Annotated in this window: 10 protein-coding genes; 4 read left to right on the top strand and 6 right to left on the bottom strand. The window is 65.4% G+C overall.

Annotated features, from left to right (window positions below):
- Positions 1-183: 183 nt before the first annotated feature.
- The 4 genes from tuf to rpsL form a co-directional block, all read right to left on the bottom strand.
- Positions 184-1,374 (bottom strand): elongation factor Tu, encoded by a 1,191-nt coding sequence (gene tuf, locus H556_RS0115365; RefSeq protein ID WP_024353177.1) that lies wholly within the window; start codon positions 1,372-1,374, stop codon positions 184-186.
- Positions 1,375-1,485: 111 nt separating this feature from the next.
- Complete coding sequence (fusA, locus tag H556_RS0115360) at positions 1,486-3,564, bottom strand: elongation factor G (protein WP_024355278.1); 2,079 nt, start codon at positions 3,562-3,564, stop codon at positions 1,486-1,488.
- A gap of 149 nt (positions 3,565-3,713) precedes the next feature.
- Complete coding sequence (rpsG, locus tag H556_RS0115355; RefSeq protein WP_003168535.1) at positions 3,714-4,187, bottom strand: 30S ribosomal protein S7; 474 nt, start codon at positions 4,185-4,187, stop codon at positions 3,714-3,716.
- A 40-nt stretch (positions 4,188-4,227) separates the two neighbouring features.
- Positions 4,228-4,602, bottom strand: coding sequence for a 30S ribosomal protein S12 (rpsL, locus tag H556_RS0115350; RefSeq protein WP_003165508.1), 375 nt, complete (start codon positions 4,600-4,602; stop codon positions 4,228-4,230).
- Positions 4,603-4,972: 370 nt separating this feature from the next.
- Between rpsL and H556_RS0115345 the strand changes: the two genes are divergently transcribed.
- On the top strand, positions 4,973-5,815 hold the full coding sequence (locus H556_RS0115345; protein WP_024355277.1) for a hypothetical protein: 843 nt from the start codon (positions 4,973-4,975) through the stop codon (positions 5,813-5,815).
- Positions 5,816-5,984: 169 nt separating this feature from the next.
- Here the strand turns inward: H556_RS0115345 and rpoC are convergent, their stop codons facing one another.
- Together rpoC and rpoB are read right to left on the bottom strand one after the other, a co-directional pair.
- On the bottom strand, positions 5,985-10,178 hold the full coding sequence (gene rpoC, locus H556_RS0115340; protein ID WP_024355276.1) for a DNA-directed RNA polymerase subunit beta': 4,194 nt from the start codon (positions 10,176-10,178) through the stop codon (positions 5,985-5,987).
- Positions 10,179-10,277: 99 nt separating this feature from the next.
- Complete coding sequence (gene rpoB / locus H556_RS0115335) at positions 10,278-14,393, bottom strand: DNA-directed RNA polymerase subunit beta (RefSeq protein WP_024355275.1); 4,116 nt, start codon at positions 14,391-14,393, stop codon at positions 10,278-10,280.
- 323 nt (positions 14,394-14,716) lie between these two features.
- On the opposite strand from rpoB, the gene H556_RS0115330 reads away from it, so the two are divergent.
- The 3 genes from H556_RS0115330 to H556_RS0115315 all read left to right on the top strand — a co-directional run bounded on the left by H556_RS0115330 (position 14,717) and on the right by H556_RS0115315 (position 19,661).
- On the top strand, positions 14,717-15,232 hold the full coding sequence (locus tag H556_RS0115330; RefSeq protein WP_024355274.1) for an FKBP-type peptidyl-prolyl cis-trans isomerase: 516 nt from the start codon (positions 14,717-14,719) through the stop codon (positions 15,230-15,232).
- Between the two features lie 264 nt (positions 15,233-15,496).
- Positions 15,497-17,440: a M61 family metallopeptidase gene (locus H556_RS0115320; protein ID WP_024355273.1), complete on the top strand. Its 1,944-nt coding sequence runs from the start codon at positions 15,497-15,499 to the stop codon at positions 17,438-17,440.
- A gap of 211 nt (positions 17,441-17,651) precedes the next feature.
- Positions 17,652-19,661, top strand: a complete 2,010-nt coding sequence (locus H556_RS0115315; RefSeq protein ID WP_024355272.1) for a M61 family metallopeptidase — start codon at positions 17,652-17,654, stop codon at positions 19,659-19,661.
- Positions 19,662-19,724: the final 63 nt, after the last annotated feature.

Here is a 19,724-nt window from a genome sequence, read left to right as displayed (position 1 = left end):
CCCCGGATCGCTCCGGGGGCCGCTCTGTTACGCTTTACTCTTGGCCTAACGCCCTTGCGGGCTGCTTGAGGCCATTACTGCGGCCTAACGCGCTTTCGGGCTGCTTGAGGCCGGTACGCTTACGCTTACTCGTTACTGGCGAACCAGCGAGGGCCGAGGCCCTCGCTCATTCTGACGTCGATATTACTCGACGATTTTGGCCACGACGCCGGCGCCGACGGTGCGGCCGCCTTCGCGGATGGCGAAGCGCAGCTTCTCTTCCATCGCGATCGGCGTGATCAGCTCGACGTCCAGCTCGGCGTTGTCGCCCGGCATGATCATTTCCACGCCTTCCTTCAGGCGCACGATGCCGGTCACGTCCGTCGTGCGGAAGTAGAACTGCGGGCGGTAGTTCGTGAAGAACGGCGTGTGACGGCCGCCTTCTTCCTTGTTCAGGATGTAGGCTTCAGCCACGAACTTGGTGTGCGGGGTGATCGAACCCGGCTTGCACAGCACCTGGCCGCGCTCGACGTCTTCACGCTTGGTGCCGCGCAGCAGCACGCCCACGTTGTCGCCCGCCTGGCCCTGGTCCAGCAGCTTGCGGAACATTTCGACGCCCGTGCAGGTCGTCTTCTGAACCGGACGGATGCCGACGATTTCGACTTCTTCACCGACCTTGACGATGCCGCGCTCGACGCGACCCGTCACCACGGTGCCGCGGCCCGAGATCGAGAACACGTCTTCGACCGGCATCAGGAACGGCATGTCGATCGGGCGTTCCGGTTGCGGGATGTAGCTGTCGACCGCCGCCATCAGCTCCAGGATGCGCTCTTCGCCGATCTGCGGGTCGCGGTCTTCGACGGCGGCCAGGGCCGAGCCCTTCACGACCGGGATGTCGTCGCCCGGGAACTGGTACGAGCTGAGCAGCTCGCGCACTTCCATTTCGACCAGCTCCAGCAGTTCCTCGTCGTCGACCATGTCGACCTTGTTCAGGAACACCACCAGGGCCGGAACGCCGACCTGACGCGACAGCAGGATGTGCTCGCGGGTCTGCGGCATCGGGCCGTCAGCGGCCGAGCACACCAGGATCGCGCCGTCCATCTGGGCGGCGCCCGTGATCATGTTCTTCACGTAGTCGGCGTGGCCCGGGCAGTCCACGTGCGCGTAGTGACGGTTCGCCGTCTCATATTCCACGTGCGACGTGTTGATCGTGATGCCGCGCGCTTTTTCTTCCGGCGCGTTGTCGATGTCGGCGTAGTTCATCGCCTTGCTGCCGCCAGCCTTCGCCAGCGTCATCGAGATCGCCGCCGTCAGCGTCGTCTTGCCGTGGTCAACGTGGCCGATCGTGCCGATGTTCACGTGCGGCTTGGTGCGTTCGAACTTTTCCTTGGCCATTCTCTAGCTCCTGGAATCCCCAAAACGGGGGTCCAAATGGGTTTGGGGATAGATGGGGCGATTTGTGCTCAAACCGCCCCGTTTTCAAGTGCGTCCGTCGGAAAGACGGACTTAGGCGTACTTCTTGATCACTTCGTCGGCGACGTGTTGCGGCACCGCTTCATAGTGGTCGTACTGCATGGTGAACTGGGCGCGGCCCTGCGACATGCCGCGCAGCGTGTTCACATAGCCGAACATGTTGGCCAGCGGCACGAAGGCGTTCACGACGACGGCGTTGCCGCGCATGTCCTGACCCTGGATCATGCCGCGACGGCCGTTCAGGTCGCCGATGATCGAACCCAGGTACTCTTCCGGGGTCACGACCTCGACGGCCATGATCGGCTCGAGCAGCTTCGGTCCGCCCTTTTCCTTCAGTTCGCGGAACGCGGCGCGCGAGGCGATTTCAAACGCCAGCACCGAGGAGTCGACGTCGTGGAAGGCGCCGTCGATCAGGGTCGCCTTGACGTCGATGACCGGGAAGCCGGCCAGCAGGCCGTTGTCCTTGGCCGACTTCAAGCCCTTTTCCACGCCCGGGATGTATTCCTTGGGCACGGCGCCGCCGACGATGGCCGACTCGAAGACGAAGTCCGAACCCGGCTCGCCCGGCTCGAACACCAGCTTGACGCGGGCGAACTGGCCCGTACCGCCGGTCTGCTTCTTGTGGGTGTAGTCGATCTCGGCCTTGCGGCTGATGGACTCGCGATAAGCAACCTGCGGCGCGCCGATGGTCGCTTCGACCTTGTAGGTGCGCTTCAGGATGTCGATCTTGATGTCCAGGTGCAGCTCGCCCATGCCCTTCAGGATCGTCTGGCCCGACTCGTGGTCGGTCGAGACGGTGAAGGACGGATCTTCCGAAGCCAGCTTGGCCAGGGCGACGCCCAGCTTCTCCTGGTCGGCCTTGGTCTTGGGCTCAACGGCGATCTCGATCACCGGCGCCGGGAATTCCATCTTCTCGAGGATGACCGGCGACTTCAGCGGATCACACAGGGTGTCGCCGGTGCGGGTTTCCTTCAGGCCGGCCAGGGCGACGATGTCGCCGGCGTAGGCTTCCTTGATGTCTTCACGGTTGTTCGAGTGCATCAGCAGCATGCGGCCGACGCGCTCGCGCTTGTCGCGCGACGAGTTCAGCAGCGACTGGCCGGTTTCCATCTTGCCCGAGTAGATGCGGCAGAAGGTGATCGAACCGACGAAGGGGTCGTCCATGATCTTGAACGCCAGGACCGACAGGGCTTCGTCGTCCGAAGCCTGACGCGAGGTCGGTTCTTCGGTCTTGAAGTCGATGCCCGGGATGGCGGGGATGTCCACCGGCGACGGCAGATAGTCGACGACGGCGTCCAGCAGCGGCTGCACGCCCTTGTTCTTGAAGGCCGAGCCGCAGAGGATCGGATAGAAGGCGCCCGAAATCACGGCCTTGCGGATGCAGCGCTTCAGCACTTCGACCGAAGGCTCTTCGCCGCCCAGGTAGGACTCCATGGCTTCGTCGTCGATCTCGACGGCGTTGTCGACCAGGTACTGGCGGGCTTCGGCGGCGGCGTCGGCCAGGTCAGCCGGGATGTCGCGCACGTCAGCGGAAGCGCCGACTTGGTCGGTTTCCCAGACCAGGGCCTTCATCTCGACCAGGTCGATCACGCCCTTCAGGTTCGATTCCGAACCGATCGGCAGTTGGATCGGCACAGCCTTGGCGCCCAGACGGTCGCGGATCGACTCGACCGACTTCTCGAAGTCGGCGCCGATCTTGTCCATCTTGTTGACGAAGACGATGCGCGGAACCTTGTATTTGTCGGCCTGACGCCAGACGGTTTCCGTCTGCGGCTCAACACCGGCGTTGCCGTCCAGAACGGTCACGGCGCCGTCGAGCACGCGCAGCGAACGCTCGACTTCAATGGTGAAGTCCACGTGGCCGGGGGTGTCGATGATGTTGAGGCGCTTCTCTTTCCAGAAGGCGGTCGTCGCGGCCGACGTGATGGTGATGCCGCGTTCCTGTTCCTGATCCATCCAGTCCATGGTGGACGCGCCGTCGTGCGTCTCGCCCATTTTGTGGTTCTTGCCGGTGTAGAACAGAATCCGCTCGGTCGTCGTCGTCTTGCCCGCGTCGATGTGGGCCATGATGCCGAAGTTGCGGTAGTCTTCGATTTTATGTGTGCGGGGCATTCGATTTGCCTTCCGGGAGCTTCGCGGACGCGCGAGCGCCCTAGGGTGTCGGATATGACGGCGCGGGCAGTTCAGTCTGAACGCCCGCGCCGGATCGTCTGATTAGCGACCGCCCCATTATCCGAAGAACAGGGACGGTTTTAAGACGTTTACCAGCGGTAGTGGCTGAAGGCGCGGTTGGCTTCGGCCATCTTGTGGGTGTCTTCACGCTTCTTGACGGCGGTGCCGCGGTTGTTCGAGGCGTCCAGCAGCTCGGCGGCCAGCTTTTCGGTCATGGTGTTTTCGCCGCGGTTGCGCGCAGCGTTGACCAGCCAGCGGATGGCCAGGGCGCGACGACGGTCCGGACGGACCTCGACCGGCACCTGATAGGTGGCGCCGCCGACGCGACGCGAGCGGACTTCGACGGCCGGGGCGACGTTTTCCAGCGCAGCGTGGAAGGTCTCGACCGCAGTCTGTTCCTTCTTCTTCTCCGCCAGGATGTCGAACGCGCCGTAAACGATGTTTTCGGCGACGGCCTTCTTACCTTCGTACATGACGTAGTTCATGAACTTGGTGACCACCAGGTCGCCAAACTTCGGATCCGGCAGAACTTCACGCTTCTGAGCGCGGTGACGACGGGACATGGATGTATCCTCTTAAATCTGTAGGGCGCTAAGGAGCGGATTACTTCGGACGCTTGGCGCCGTAGTGCGAACGACGCTGCTTGCGGTCCTTGACGCCCTGGGTGTCGAGCACGCCGCGCAGGATGTGGTAGCGAACGCCGGGCAAGTCCTTCACGCGGCCGCCGCGGATCAGCACGACCGAGTGCTCCTGCAGGTTGTGGCCTTCGCCGGGGATGTAGCACACGGCTTCGACGCCGTTCTTGGCCAGACGGACCTTGGCGACCTTACGCAGAGCCGAGTTCGGCTTCTTCGGGGTCGTGGTGTAGACGCGGGTGCAGACGCCGCGGCGCTGGGGCGAACCTTCCAGGGCCGGGACCTTGTTACGGACCGGCTTCGGCTTGCGGGGCTTGCGGATCAGCTGGTTGATCGTGGGCATTCGAATTCGTCTCTTTTCGATGTGGAGGCGTGTGTCTTTCGACCGGAGCGCCTCATGAGCCTTCTTTTGAACGGGACCGAAGCCCCGCCCGGGTGTTATCGAGCCGAACGAGACGCCCAAACAGAAAAACCGGAACGCGCGCTTCGGGCGTTCCGGCGGGCGCAGCCCGTCCGTTCGATTGTCACGATCTGAGCGAACGGCGAACCGCCCACCTCTCGAAAGTGCGCGGCTTCTACGCGCGATCCGTTAACAGGTCAAGGGTTTCGCAGACGCGTCCGCCTTATCGCACGCCGTTCGTCCTGTTCAACGCTCCGCCCACATATCGCCACGCTTGCAAAGCCATGTTCTCCTTGAGGGATGGGGAGGTCGCATGACCGTCGCGGTTCTGGACAGATTCAGCTTGTGCCGCCAGTCCGGCCGACAACGCGCGGTAACGATCGGCGCGTCCGTAGTGATCCACGGCCTGCTGCTGGCCCCCCTCGCCTTCCATACCGTCAGACCGGCGCCGAATCTGAATCAGACCGCCCCTGCCGTCGTCTATCTGGATATAGAGCCGCGCCCTCTTCTGCCCCATGAGCGGCCTCGCCTGCCTACGGTCGCCCCAGCTCCCGCTCCGCAGGTCCGCCCCGCAGGTCCGGTCAGCCGCCAGCCAGCGCCCGCTCTTCCCTCCGCCGAACGCCCCGCCCCGCTGGCCCCGCGCCTGGCCCGCGAAGCGCCGGAGGGCGCGCCCGCACCGCCTGCCGAACAGGCTGCCGATCCCTGGCAGGTGACGCCGGAAAGCCAAGCCGCCGCGACAGCGCGCGCCTTGCGCACGTCTCCGGTCGGCTGCCGCTCGCCGGAACTGCTGACCCGCGCTGAACGGGTGATCTGCGACGAGCGCTTCAACGAGCGCGCGGCCGAAGCGGCGGCGCGGCGCCCCATCACCGGCAGCGGAAATCCTGATCGCGACACGCGCTTCGCTCGCGAAGGCGCGCGCGAGCTGCAACGCTATGAGGCCAAACGTCGTCCTCTCAGCGGGGGCGTCGGCGTTCTGGCGCCGCAGGACTGCCCCGGCTCCAACTTCGGCACGGGCTGCGCGGGCGCCCATCTGGATTCCTCGATGCAGATGGACTCCAGCCGCAACGTCAAGACCCGCCGTGACGGCGCCCCTGCCTCCGGCCGCCCGATGACGCCCGGCGCCGCCGGACCGCGCGAGCCGATGCGGCCGCAGTAGGCTTTCGGCGCACGCCCCTCCTCAGCTCGCGCACGCCCAACGGCCTCAAGCAGCCCAGAGCGTGGCAGGCCAACAAACGGCCTCAAGCAGCGCGAAGCGCGATAGGCCAACAAAAAAGAGCGGCGCCTTTCGGCGCCGCCCTCCTCAGTCTTTCAGGTCTGAGCCCGGATCAGTCGGCCGACTGCTCCAGCTCCAGGGCCAGATCCGCGGGAAGCGGTTCGACCGCCTCTTCGCGGGCCTGGGTCAGCACAGCGTCGCGCTCGTTGGCGATCTTCTGCAGGCTGCGCAGGTAGGCGCCGGTGCCGGCCGGGATCAGGCGACCGACGATGACGTTTTCCTTCAGGCCTTCCAGCGTGTCCTTCTTGCCGTGGACCGAAGCCTCGGTGAGGACGCGGGTGGTTTCCTGGAACGACGCCGCCGAGATGAAGCTGCGGGTCTGCAGCGACGCCTTGGTGATGCCCAGCAGGACCGGCTGCACGGTGGCGATACGGCCGCCGCGCTTCTCGACCTTGGCGTTCTCGATATCGACTTCGACCTTATCGACGTGGTCGCCCTTGATGAGCGTCGTCTCGGCGGAGTCGATGACTTCGACCTTCTGCAGCATCTGGCGAACGATCACCTCGATGTGCTTGTCGTTAATCGGCACGCCCTGCAGTCGGTAGACCTCCTGCACTTCGTTCACCAGATACTCGGCCAGCGCTTCGACGCCCTGGATGCGCAGCAGGTCGTGCGGATCCGGGTTGCCGTCGATGATGTAGTCGCCCTTCTGGATCAGATCGCCGTCGTGGACGGAGATATGCTTGCCCTTCGGGATCAGGAACTCAACCGCTTCGCCCTGGTTGCCGTCGGCATCCGGCTCCGGGGTGATCTTGATGCGGCGCTTGTTCTTGTAGTCGCGACCGAATTCGACGCGACCGTCCATCTCGGCGATGACCGCGCAATCCTTGGGACGACGGGCTTCGAACAGCTCGGCAACACGCGGCAGACCGCCGGTGATGTCGCGGGTCTTGGCGCCCTCGGTCGGGATACGGGCGATGATGTCGCCCGGCTTGGTCTCGTCGCCATTGGCCACCGACAGGATGGCGCCGACGGGCAGCAGGTAACGCGCGTCAGAACCGCTCGACAGCTTGGCGTAGCTGTCGCCCTGGGTGACGCCCATGGCCGGACGCAGGTCCGCGCCGCGCGGGCTGGCGCGCCAGTCGGAGACGACGCGCTGGGCGATGCCCGTGGCCTCGTCGGTCTCTTCCTTGACGGACAGGCCGTCGACCAGGTCCTCGAAACGCACCACGCCGCCGACTTCCGTCAGGATCGGGGTGGTGTAGGGGTCCCACTCGGCCAGACGCTGGTTCTTGGTCACCTCGGCGCCGTTCTTGACGCGCAGGCGCGCGCCGTAAGGCACCTTGTAGGATTCGCGGTCCTTGCCGTCGACGGTCACCGTGACCACCACGTTGCGGCTCATGGACACCGGGTCGCCGTGTGCGGCGATAACGGTCGGTCCGACGACCTTGATGACGCCGGCGTTGGTCGCCTCGAAGAAGGAGGTCTCCGCCACCTGAGCCGTACCGCCGATGTGGAAGGTCCGCATCGTCAGCTGGGTGCCCGGCTCGCCGATCGACTGGGCGGCGATGACGCCCACCGCTTCGCCGATGTTGACGTTGGTGCCGCGCGCCAGGTCACGGCCGTAGCAGGTCGCGCAGATGCCGGTTTCGGCTTCACAGGTCAGGGCCGAACGGACCTTGATGGACTGGACGCCCACCTTGTCGATCAGCTCGACTTCCTCTTCCTGCAGATAGGTGTCGGCAGGGAACAGGACTTCGCCGCCCGGCTCCTTGATGTCTTCGGCCGCGTAACGGCCCAGCACGCGCTGGCCCAGCGAGACGAGCACGTCGCCGCCTTCGACCACGGCGCGCAGGGTGATGCCGCGCGTCGAGCCGCAGTCTTCCTCGGTGACGATGGAGTCCTGCGCCACGTCCACCAGACGACGGGTCAGATAACCCGAGTTGGCGGTCTTCAGGGCGGTGTCGGCCAGACCCTTACGGGCGCCGTGGGTGGAGTTGAAGTATTCAAGGACGGTCAGGCCTTCCTTGAAGTTCGAGATGATCGGCGTCTCGATGATCTCGCCCGAGGGCTTGGCCATCAGGCCGCGCATCCCGCCCAGTTGCTTCATCTGGGCCTGCGAACCACGGGCGCCCGAGTTGGCCATCATGAAGACCGAGTTGATGTCCGGCTCCTGCCCCTTGATCAGCACGCGCGGCTGGGCGATTTCGCCCATCATCTCATCGGCGATCTTGTCCGTGGCCTTGGCCCAGGCGTCGACGACCTTGTTGTACTTCTCGCCCTTGGTGATCAGGCCGTCGGCGTACTGTTGCTCGTACTCCTCGACCTGGGTGCGGGTCTCGTTGACCAGCTGTTCCTTCTTGGCCGGGATGACGATGTCGTCCTTGCCCACCGAGATGCCGGCCTTGGCCGCCTCGCGGAAGCCCATCTGCATCATCTGGTCGGCGAAGATGACCGTCGCCTTCTGACCGCAGTGACGGTAGACCTGATCGATCAGGTTGCCGATCTCCTTCTTGGTCAGGTTCTTGTCCAGAAGGTTGTAGCCGATGTTCGGGTTCAGCGGCAGCAGGGCGCCCAGCTTCATCCGGCCCGGCGTGGTGTCGATCACCTTGGTCACGACTTCGCCTTCCGAGTTCATCTCGGTCCAGCGCGCCTTGATCTTGGTGTGCAGGGTCACGACACGGGCGTCCAGCGCCGCGTCGATTTCGCCCATGTTGGCGAACAGCTTGCCTTCGCCGGGCTGCTTTTCCTTGACCAGCGACAGGTAGTACAGGCCGAGCACGATATCCTGCGACGGCACGATGATCGGCTTGCCGTTGGCGGGCGACAGGATGTTGTTCGTCGACATCATCAGCACGCGCGCTTCCAGCTGGGCCTCAAGGCTCAGCGGGACGTGCACGGCCATCTGGTCGCCGTCGAAGTCAGCGTTGAACGCCGTACAGACCAGCGGGTGCAGGCGGATGGCCTTGCCCTCGATCAGCTTGGGCTCGAACGCCTGGATGCCCAGACGGTGCAGCGTCGGGGCGCGGTTCAGCAGAACCGGGTGCTCGCGGATGACCTCGTCCAGGATGTCCCAGACGGCGGGCTGTTCACGCTCGACCATGCGCTTGGACTGCTTGACGGTGCCCGACAGGCCCTTAGCGTCCAGACGCGCGTAGATGAACGGCTTGAACAGTTCCAGCGCCATCTTCTTGGGCAGGCCGCACTCGTGCAGCTTCAGCTCCGGGCCCACGGTGATGACCGAACGGCCCGAGTAGTCGACGCGCTTGCCCAGCAGGTTCTGACGGAAGCGGCCCTGCTTGCCCTTCAGCATGTCGGCCAGCGACTTCAGCGGACGCTTGTTGGCGCCCGTGATCACGCGGCCGCGACGGCCGTTATCGAACAGGGCGTCGACCGACTCCTGCAGCATCCGCTTTTCGTTGCGGATGATGATGTCCGGCGCGCGCAGTTCGATCAGGCGCTTCAGGCGGTTATTCCGGTTGATGACCCGGCGATACAGGTCGTTCAGGTCCGAGGTGGCGAAGCGGCCGCCGTCCAGCGGCACCAGCGGACGCAGTTCCGGCGGGATGACCGGGACGATCGTCAGGATCATCCACTCGGGCTTGTTGCCCGACTCGATGAAGGCTTCCAGCAGTTTCAGGCGCTTGGACGCCTTCTTGGCCTTCAGCTCCGACGGGTTGTCGGCCAGCTCGGCGCGGTGCTTCTCGGCCTCGGCGTTCAGATCGATCGCCATCAGCAGGTTGCGGACCGCCTCGGCGCCGATCTCGGCGGTGAAGCCGTCGTCGCCGAACTCTTCCTGGTAGTGATAGAACTCGTCTTCCGTCAGCAGCTGGTTCTGCTTCAGCGGGGTCAGGCCCGGCTCGGTGACGATGTAGTTCTCGAAATACAGGACGCGCTCGACGTCCTTCAGCGCCATGTCCAGCATCAGCGAGATGCGGCTCGGCAGCGACTTCAGGAACCAGATGTGGGCGACCGGGGCGGCCAGGTCGATGTGGCCCATGCGCTCGCGACGAACGCGGGCCAGGGTGACCTCAACGCCGCACTTCTCGCAGATGATGCCCTTGTACTTCATGCGCTTGTACTTGCCGCACAGGCATTCGTAGTCCTTGGTCGGGCCAAAGATACGGGCGCAGAACAGGCCGTCACGCTCGGGCTTGAACGTGCGGTAGTTGATGGTTTCCGGCTTCTTGATCTCGCCGAACGACCACGAGCGGATCTTCTCCGGCGAGGCCAGGGCGATCTTGATCTGGTCGAAGGTCGGGGTGACCGGGACCGGGTTGAAGATGTTCAGGACTTCCTGGTTCATCTTTTTTCCTTCTGCGGGAATGCCCCGCGAAAATCATTCAGAGAGGAGAACAGGCGGACCGCCCTTCCCCGCCGAGGCGAGGAAGGGCGCTTGATCCGATCAGCTGTTTTCCAGCTCCACGTTCAGGCCCAGCGAGCGCATTTCCTTCACGAGCACGTTGAACGACTCGGGGATGCCGGCCTCGAAGCTGTCGTCGCCGCGGACGATGGCCTCGTAGACCTTGGTGCGGCCGGCCACGTCGTCCGACTTCACCGTCAGCATTTCCTGCAGGGTGTAGGCGGCGCCGTAGGCTTCCAGAGCCCAGACCTCCATTTCCCCGAAGCGCTGACCGCCGAACTGCGCCTTACCGCCCAGCGGCTGCTGGGTGACGAGCGAGTACGGGCCGATCGAGCGGGCGTGGATCTTGTCGTCGACCAGGTGGTGCAGCTTCAGCATGTAGATGTAGCCGACCGTGACCGGACGCTTGAACTGCTCGCCGGTCTGACCGTCGTACAGGATCGACTGGCCCGAACGATCCAGGCCCGCTGATTCCAGCAGGTCCTCGATGTCCGAGATGCGCGCGCCGTCGAAGACCGGGGTCGCGAAGGGCACGCCCTTGGACAGGTTCTTCGCCAGTTCGATCAGGTCTTCCTCGTCGTCCGGCAGCGGGGTGTCGGCGCCATAAACCTCGGTCAGACGCTCGATCAGAGCCTGCTTCTGACCGCCGTGCTGCCAGGCTTCCAGCAGACCGGAGATCTGCTTGCCCAGACCGGCGGCGGCCCAACCCAGGTGGGTCTCGAAGATCTGACCGATGTTCATGCGCGACGGCACGCCCAGCGGGTTCAGCACCACGTCGACGTGGGTGCCGTCTTCCAGGTACGGCATGTCCTCGATCGGCAGGATCTTGGAGATGACGCCCTTGTTCCCGTGACGGCCGGCCATCTTGTCGCCCGGCTGCAGCTTGCGCTTCACGGCCACGAAGACTTTGACCATCTTCATGACGCCAGGCGGCATCTCGTCGCCGCGCTGCAGCTTCTCGACCTTGTCTTCGAAGCGACGGTCGAGGGCCTTACGGGCGTCCTCGAACTGCTTCTTCATGGCCTCCAGCTCGCCCATCGCCTTCTCGTCGTCGAGGGCGACCTGCCACCACAGGCCCTTGGACACTTCGGCCAGCTTCTCTTCGGTGACCTCGCCGCGGCCCATGCCCTTCGGGCCGGACACGGCGGTCTTGCCGAGCAGCAGCGGCTTCACGCGGCCGTAGACGTTGCGCTCAAGGATCTTGAGCTCGTCGTCGCGGTCCTTGCCCAGGCGCTCGATCTCGGCGCGCTCGATCGCCATCGCGCGCTCGTCCTTGTCGATGCCGTGGCGGTTGAACACGCGCACGTCGACGATGGTGCCGGCGACGCCGGGCGGCAGACGCAGCGAGGTGTCGCGCACGTCCGAAGCCTTCTCGCCGAAGATGGCGCGCAGCAGCTTCTCTTCCGGAGTCATCGGGCTTTCGCCCTTCGGCGTCACCTTGCCGACCAGGATATCGCCCGGCTGGACTTCGGCGCCGATGGCCACGATGCCCGCCTCGTCAAGGTTGCGCAGGGCTTCCTCGCCGACGTTCGGGATGTCGCGGGTGATCTCTTCCGGGCCCAGCTTGGTGTCGCGGGCCATGACCTCGAACTCTTCCAGGTGGATCGAGGTGAAGATGTCGTCGCGCACGATCCGTTCGGAGATCAGGATCGAATCTTCGAAGTTGTAGCCGTTCCAGGGCATGAAGGCGACCAGGGCGTTGCGGCCCAGAGCCAGTTCGCCCAGGTCCGTCGACGGGCCGTCGGCGATGACGTCGCCCGCCTTCACCGCATCGCCCACGCGCACGATCGGGCGCTGGTTGATGCAGGTCGACTGGTTCGAACGCTGGAACTTCGACAGCCGATAGATGTCAACGCCCGAGCGGCCGGCTTCCACGTCGCCCGTGGCGCGCACGACGATACGGGTGCCGTCGATCTGCTCGACCACGCCCTCACGACGGGCGACCACGACAGCGCCGGAGTCCACGGCCACCACGGCTTCCATGCCGGTGCCGACCAGCGGTGCGTCCGACTTCACCAGCGGCACAGCCTGACGCTGCATGTTGGCGCCCATCAGCGCGCGGTTGGCGTCGTCGTTTTCCAGGAAGGGGATCAGGGCGGCGGCGACCGAAACGACCTGCTTCGGCGACACGTCCATCATGTCCACGTCGGCCTTGGTCAGCAGCTGGGAGTCGCCGTTGATACGGCCCGGCACCAGCTCCTCGACGATCTCGCCGTCCTTCAGGTCGATGTTGGCCTGAGCGATGACGTGCTTCGCCTCTTCCATCGCCGAGATGTAGACCACCTCGTCCGTCGCCTTGCCTTCGACCACGCGACGGTACGGGCTTTCGATGAAGCCGTACTTGTTAACGCGGGCGTGGGTGGCCAGCGAGTTGATCAGACCGATGTTCGGGCCTTCCGGCGTTTCGATCGGGCAGATGCGGCCATAGTGCGTCGGGTGCACGTCGCGGACTTCGAAGCCCGCGCGCTCGCGCGTCAGACCGCCCGGGCCAAGCGCCGAGAGGCGACGCTTGTGGGTGATTTCCGACAGCGGGTTGGTCTGGTCCATGAACTGCGACAGCTGCGACGAACCGAAGAACTCGCGAACCGCAGCGGCGGCCGGCTTGGCGTTGATCAGGTCGTGCGGCATGACCGTGTCGATATCGACCGAGGACATGCGCTCCTTGATGGCGCGCTCCATGCGCAGCAGGCCGACGCGGTACTGGTTTTCCAGCAGCTCGCCCACCGAACGGACCCGGCGGTTGCCCAGGTTGTCGATGTCGTCGATCTCGCCGCGGCCGTCCTTCAGGCCGACCAGGATCTGCAGCACCTTCAGCACGTCGTCCTTTTGCAGGACGCGGATTTCGTCCGAAACCTCGGGGGTTTCCAGACGCATGTTCATCTTCACGCGGCCCACGGCCGACAGGTCGTAGCGCTCGGCGTCGAAGAACAGGGAGTTGAACATGGCCTCGGCCGCTTCCGGCGTCGGCGGCTCGCCCGGGCGCATGACGCGATAGACGTCGAACAGAGCGTCCTCGCGGCCCGTGTTCTTGTCCACGCGCAGGGTGTTGCGCATGTAGGCGCCGACCGTGACGTGGTCGATGTCCAGCACGTCGATGGTGGTGAAGCCGTTGGCTTCCAGCAGCTCAATCGCCGCGGCGTCCAGCTCGTCGCCCGCCTCGGCGTAGATTTCGCCGGTCTCGAAGTTGACGGCGTCAGAGGCCAGATACTTGGTTAGCAGGGCGTCAGCCGCCAGCGACAGCGACTTCAGACCGCCGTCGGCCAGCTTCTTGGCGGCGCGGGCGCTGATCTTCTGACCGGCCGGGGCGACCACTTCGCCGGTGTCGGCGTCGACCAGATCGAACTCCGGCTTCACGCCGCGCCAACGTTCCGGCTTGTAGGGCGTGACCCAGCCTTCGCCGCGCTTCTCGTACGGAACCGTCTCGTAGAAGGTCTTGAGAATCTCTTCCCCGTCCATGCCCAGGGCATAGAGGAAGGTCGAGGCCGGCAGCTTGCGGCGACGGTCGATGCGGACGTAGACGATGTCCTTGGCGTCGAACTCGAAGTCCAGCCACGAGCCGCGATAAGGAATGACGCGGGCGGCGAACAGCAGCTTGCCCGACGAGTGGGTCTTGCCCTTGTCGTGGTCGAAGAAGACGCCCGGCGAGCGGTGCATCTGCGAGACGATCACGCGCTCGGTGCCGTTGACGATGAAGGTGCCCTTGTCCGTCATGAGCGGGATGTCGCCCATGTAGACGTCCTGCTCCTTGATGTCCTTGACCGAACGTGCGCCCGTTTCTTCCTCGGTCTCAAAGACGATCAGGCGCAGCTTGACCTTCAGCGGCGCGGCATAGGTCATGTCGCGCTGGATGCATTCCTCGACGTCGTACTTCGGGTCCTCGAACTCGTAGGAGACGTATTCCAGGACGGCGCGCTCGTTGAAGTCCTTGATCGGGAAGACCGACTTGAAGACCGCCTCGATGCCCTCGTCGTTGCGCAGACCGGGGCGCGACTCGCGCTGCAGGAACTGCTCGTACGAAGCGCGCTGAACCTCGATCAGGTTCGGCATCTGCACGGCTTCGGGGATGCGCCCGAAGCTGTAGCGAATGCGCTTCTTGCCGGTAAACGACGTGGCGGCAGCGATCTTACCCAAGGCGAGACCGTCGGTGGACTTGGCCATTCTGTTTTCCCAATCGCGGCCCCTTGCGAGGCCCGCTCTCAATGCAGCAGCCACGGCGCGCCGACCGGCGATCCGTGACCGTTAAATGTCTCTCGACGTCCACCCTCGATCCGCACGCAGATCAGGACGCCTGGATGTATCCGCCCCCTTGGGGAGGGGCGACGCCTTCGCACCGGTCGGAGGGCGACAAACCGGGCCTCGGCGCTTTCGCGCGGGATTCATGGAATCTGCGGGACGCGCATATATACGCCCTTCTTCGGCGAAATAAAGGCCCCCACACGCGAGCAGGTGACAGTTTCGATCAGCGTGATAAGCCTTGCGTTATGAAGTACATCGCCCTGCCCCTCCTCGCCGCCCTGTCGTTGGCGGCCTGCGCCTCGACGTCGGATATCGGCTATCCCGGCCTGCGAGAGTCGGTCGGCCCCGCGACCCAGGAGAATTGGGAGGTCGGCCAGGCCGCCTATCTGATGTGGAACAGCCAGCGTCGCGGCTGGACCTCGACCCCGTCGGGCCTGCAGTATCGCCTTGTCAGCAAGGCCAATCCGAACGGCGCCCAGCCGTCCGCGACCGACACGGTCAAGGTCCACTATCGCGGCACCTTCATCGACGGGCGCGAGTTCGACAGCTCCTATTCACGCAACGAGCCCGCGACCTTCCCCCTGAACCGGGTCATCAAGGGCTGGACCGAGGGCGTCGCCCTGATGCGCGAGGGCGAGACCTATGAGTTCGTCATCCCGGCCGATCTGGCCTACGGCTCGCGCTGGATGGGGACGGACATCCCCGCCAACTCGGCGCTGCGCTTCACGGTCGAGCTGCTCGAAGTGAATCCGCAGGGCTGACGCGCCGCTCGGCATAGAATTTGGGAGCTAACTCTAATCCCCGCTCATCCCAGCGGACGCCGGGAGTGAGAGCGCCACACTGGGACTTATCCCCTCGGCGAGGCGCCGGAAGCCAAAGTACTGGGTCCCGGCGTCCGCCGGGATGAGCGGGATGGAAAGCATCGACACGGAATCGTCATCCATCTTGACGACGCCTGCGACACATTGTCGTCTGCGCCTCCTTGTTGAGGCCGCGTTGGGGGCGGCCGTCCTGAGATAGCCGTCATGAAACCTTTCCTCCTGGCCGCCAGCGCCTCGGTCCTCTTGTTGGCGACGGGCGCGCCCGTTCTGGCACAGGTCGGGACGCCCGCCCTGCCCGTAGCCCTGGCGCCGATCCCGACGGCCAGGGACGAAGCCTATCCCGGCGTTATCAAGCTGGATGTCGACGCCACCGACATCGACCGCCGCCTGATCCAGGTGCGTCAGACTATCCCCGTCAGCGGCCCCGGCCCTCTGATCCTCTTCTATCCCCAGTGGATTCCCGGCCATCACGGTCCGGTCGGCCCAGTCGCCAACGTCGGCGGCCTGACCTTCACCGCCAACGGCCAGCGACTGGAATGGGTGCGCAACACCGTCCAGCCCTGGGCTTATCAGATCGAAGTTCCCGCCGGTGTGACCGAGGTCGAGGCCGCCTTCCAATGGCTGACGCCGATCGAGGGCGGCCAGGGCCGCGTCACCGTCACCCCCGAAATGGCCAATGTCCAGTGGGACAAGACCCTGCTCTATCCGGCGGGCTATTATTCGCGCCAGATCACCTTCCAGCCGACGCTGAAACTGCCGCAGGGCTGGAACTACGGCACGGGGCTGGACACCGTCAGCTTTGAGAACGGCGTGGCGACCTTCGCCCCCATCACGCTGGAGCATCTGGCCGACAGCCCCGTCTTCGCGGGCGCCCATTATCGCCAGTTCGACCTTGATCCGGGCGGTCGGTCGCCGGTGCGGCTGAACGTCATCGCTGACACCGCCAAGATGCTGGAAGCCTCGGACGAGCATATCCAATTGCACCGCAATCTGGTCCAGCAGGCCGACCGCCTGTTCGGCGCGCGCCACTATGACCACTACGACTTCCTGCTGGCCGTGACCGACAAGCTGGGCGGCATCGGCCTGGAGCATCACCGCTCCTCCGAGAACAGCGCCGATGTGAAGTATTTCACCGACCGCGAAGCGACCCTGGCCGACCGCGACCTGCTCGGCCACGAATACACCCACAGCTGGAACGGCAAATGGCGCCGCCCGGCGGATCAACTGACGCCCAATCTGAACGAGCCGCTGCAGAACTCCCTGATGTGGGTCTATGAGGGCCAGACGCAGTACTGGGGTCTGGTCCTGACCGCCCGCGCTGGGCTGATGAGCAAGCAGCAGGCGCTGGACGTGCTGGCTATGACCGCCGCCAGCTTCCAGAACATTCCCGGCCGCCAGTGGCGCGCCATGCAGGACACCACCAACGACCCCATCATCAGCCAGCGCCGCCCCCAGCCGTGGAGTTCCTATCAGCGCAGCGAGGACTATTACCGCGAGGGCTCGCTGATCTGGCTGGACGCCGACACCCTGATCCGCGAGCGGACGGGCGGCAAGCAGTCGCTGGACGACTTCGCCAAGGCCTTCTTCGGCGTCGAGGACGGGAACTGGGATCCGGCCCCCTACACCTTCGCTGACGTGACCTCGACCCTGAACGGAGTGCAGGCCAACGACTGGGCCGCCTTCCTGCGCGAGCGGCTGGACGCGGTCGGCCCCGGCTCGCGCGGTCCGCTGGACGGCATCGAGCGCGGCGGTTACCGCCTGGTCTTCAAGGAAGAGCCGTCCGGCTACATGGGCGCCCTCTACAAGGAGCTTGGCCGCAACGACTTCACCTATTCGCTCGGCTTCATGATGAACAAGTCGAACAAGATCACCTCCGTCCTGTGGGGCGGCCCCGCGTTCGAGCAAGGTCTGACCTCGGGCTGGGAAGTCGTCGCCGTCGGCGGCCGCGCGGCCTCGGCCGACGTGCTGAAGGAGGCGGTCACCGCCACCAAGGGGGCTTCCGAGCCGATCGAACTGATCCTGAAGAATGGCGACGTCTTCAAGACGGTGCGCTTCGACTACCATGACGGCCTGCGCTACCCGCACCTGGAGCGGATCGAGGGCACGCCCGACCGATTGGGCGACATCCTGTCGCCGAAGCGGCGGTAACGGCCAAGCGCCGCGCCTCTCCCTCCCCTTCATGGGGAGGGTGGTCGGAGCGAAGCGAAGACCGGGTGGGGGCGGCAAGGCTGATCAAGCACCGGCGTCCTGCATCGCCAAGCCCTCCCCACCCGGCCTCGGCCTGACGGCCTCAGCCACCCTCCCCATGAAGGGGAGGGAGAAGGTCGCGCTGCGGCGGAAACGCCGCTACAGCTTCAACATGACCCTGACACACCGCCTGCCCGCCGCCGCCCTCGCCCTGCTGCTGTCCTCCGCTGCGCCTGCCGCCCTCGCCCAGGACTGGACCGGCCCGCAGGCGCCGACCGCGCCGACGCCCCAGAACACGCCTCTGGCCCTGCCCCGCGCCCTGCCGCCGATCCCGGCGCCGACGGCCGAGGCCTATCCCGGCGTCATCCGCTATGAGGTCGACGCCACCGACGTCGAGAAGAAGATCGTCCGCGTGCGCCAGACCATCCCGGTCGCGCCCGGCCCTCTGGTCCTGCTCTATCCGAAATTCCTGCCGGGCAACCACGCTCCGACCGGCCCGATCCAGCTGGTGTCGGGCGTGAAGGTCCAGGGCGGCGGCTCAGATGGCTCTGGGCGCATCGACTGGCTGCGCGACACCATCGACCCCTACGCCTTCCACATCGAGGTGCCTCAGGGCGTCAGCGAGATTACCGTCGAGTTCCAGTGGCTGACCCAGCCCGACAACTCGACCTGGCGCGTCGTCATGACCTCCGAGATGGTCAATCTGCAGTGGGAAAAGGCCCTGCTCTATCCGGCGGGCTATCGCTCGACGGGCATCACCTTCGCCCCGTCGATCCGCCTGCCGCAGGGCTGGAAATACGGCGTCGCCCTCGACACCGAGAGCTTCGTCGACGGTCTGGCGACCTTTGCGCCGACCGACCTCTACACCCTGATCGACAGCCCCCTGTTCGGCGGCGCCCATTTCCAGCGCATCGCCATCGACCCGCGCCGGGGGAACGGCGAAGGCGCCGTCCACCTGAACATCATGGCCGATACGGCCAAGGATCTCGCCCCCACGGCCGAGCAACTGAGCTGGTTCGAAAATCTGGTCGCCCAGACCGACCGTCTGTTCGGCGCCCGCCCCTATGACCGCTACGACTTCCTGCTGGCCGCGACGTCAAAGCTGGGCGGCATCGGCCTGGAGCATCACCGCTCGTCCGAGAACTCGGTCCCGGCCGACTTCTTCACCAACTGGGGCAAGAGTATGGGCGCCGTCGGCCTGCTGCCGCACGAGTTCACCCACGCCTGGAACGGCAAGCGCCAGCGCCCGGCCGACGAACTGACCGCCAACCACAACATTCCGACGCAGAACACCCTGCTGTGGGTCTATGAGGGGCAGACGGAATATTGGGGCGACGTGCTGACGGCGCGCTCAGGCCTAGCCTCCAAGGCCGACATCCTGACGAGCTTTGCCGAGGTGGCGGCCTTTTACGACAACCAGCCGGGCCGTGAGTGGCGCCCGCTACAGGATACGAACAACCACAACCTGCTCGGCTATCGCACCGGCAATCCCTATTCCTCGTGGATGCGCGGCACCGGCGACTACTATCGCGAGGCCCTGCTGATCTGGCTGGACGCCGACACGCTCATTCGTGAAGCGACGGGCGGCAAGAAGTCGCTGGACGACTTCGCCAAGGACTTCTTCGGCGGCGACGACGGCTCATGGGCGCCGCGCGGCTATACGTTCGACGACGTTGTGACGGCGCTGAACGCGGTCCACTCGCACGATTGGGCGACGTTCCTGCGCACCCGTCTGGACGCCAGCGGGCCGGACGCCAAGGCGCCGCTCGACGGTCTGACGCGCGGCGGCTACCGCCTGACCTACACCGACAGCCTGACCGCCGATGAAAAGCGCGTTCAATCGGGCTGGGCTAACGACTTCCAGTATTCCCTGGGCTTCACCCTGTCGTCCTCGAATAAGCTGACCGGCGTCCGCTGGGGTGGCCGCGCGTTCGAGGCCGACATCGGGCCGGGCTGGGAACTGGTGGCCGTCAACGACCTCGCCGGCTCGGCCGAGAAACTGCGCGACGCCATCACCGCCGCCAAGGGGACCGACGCCCCGATCCGCCTGCTGCTCAAGAACGGCGACCGCTACCGCACGGTCGACTTCGACTACCACGACGGCCTGCGCTACCCGCGCCTGGAGCGCATTCCCGGCACGCCGGATCGGCTGGGCGACATCCTCAGCCCGCGCCGGCGGTAGAAACCAAGGCGCGGCGCGCCTCTCCCTCCCCTTCATGGGGAGGGTGGTCGACGCGAAGCGGAG

Origin of the sequence: Brevundimonas naejangsanensis DSM 23858 (assembly GCF_000421705.1) — a bacterium.
GTDB classification, from domain to species: Bacteria; Pseudomonadota; Alphaproteobacteria; order Caulobacterales; family Caulobacteraceae; genus Brevundimonas; species Brevundimonas naejangsanensis.
The sequence above is the reverse complement of the archived record's forward strand: the minus strand, read 5'-3'. Positions and strand labels throughout refer to the sequence as shown.

Bases quoted from the DNA above. Each gene is read 5' to 3' on its own strand.
- tuf (WP_024353177.1), bottom strand. From the start codon at position 1,374: ATGGCCAAGGAAAAGTTCGAACGCACCAAGCCGCACGTGAACATCGGC.
- fusA (WP_024355278.1), bottom strand. From the start codon at position 3,564: ATGCCCCGCACACATAAAATCGAAGACTACCGCAACTTCGGCATCATG.
- rpsG (WP_003168535.1), bottom strand. From the start codon at position 4,187: ATGTCCCGTCGTCACCGCGCTCAGAAGCGTGAAGTTCTGCCGGATCCG.
- rpsL (WP_003165508.1), bottom strand. From the start codon at position 4,602: ATGCCCACGATCAACCAGCTGATCCGCAAGCCCCGCAAGCCGAAGCCG.
- H556_RS0115345 (WP_024355277.1), top strand. From the start codon at position 4,973: ATGACCGTCGCGGTTCTGGACAGATTCAGCTTGTGCCGCCAGTCCGGC.
- rpoC (WP_024355276.1), bottom strand. From the start codon at position 10,178: ATGAACCAGGAAGTCCTGAACATCTTCAACCCGGTCCCGGTCACCCCG.
- rpoB (WP_024355275.1), bottom strand. From the start codon at position 14,393: ATGGCCAAGTCCACCGACGGTCTCGCCTTGGGTAAGATCGCTGCCGCC.
- H556_RS0115330 (WP_024355274.1), top strand. From the start codon at position 14,717: ATGAAGTACATCGCCCTGCCCCTCCTCGCCGCCCTGTCGTTGGCGGCC.
- H556_RS0115320 (WP_024355273.1), top strand. From the start codon at position 15,497: ATGAAACCTTTCCTCCTGGCCGCCAGCGCCTCGGTCCTCTTGTTGGCG.
- H556_RS0115315 (WP_024355272.1), top strand. From the start codon at position 17,652: ATGACCCTGACACACCGCCTGCCCGCCGCCGCCCTCGCCCTGCTGCTG.